We start from the raw sequence: 270 nt of genomic DNA on the forward strand, positions 1-270 counted from the left end.
AAAAGATCATGGGCCGGTTCAAATCTGCCCGCCAAGCCCAGCGGTTCATGTCCGACCACGATCAAATCAACATACTTTTCCGCCCGCGCCGTTACCAACTCTCAGCCGCTTCCTACCGCCATGCCAGAGGCGATGCGTTCGGTCTCTTGGATAACTATGCTATGGAAATGCCTGCCTGAAATCTGTTGATGGCGGGCACTGACAACCCAGGCTAAACAACTTGATGGTGTGGACAGCCCTACGTAGCAGCATCGAATGTGCCATGTTGAT

1 pseudogene is annotated in these 270 nt (G+C 53.3%); it reads left to right on the plus strand.

Going from position 1 to position 270, the window contains the following annotated elements:
• Positions 1-179: pseudogene (locus E1297_RS00275) on the plus strand (IS6 family transposase); the annotation flags it as partial.
• Between the last annotated feature and the right edge of the window lie 91 nt (positions 180-270).

Source organism: Roseibium sp. RKSG952 (genome assembly GCF_009711355.1).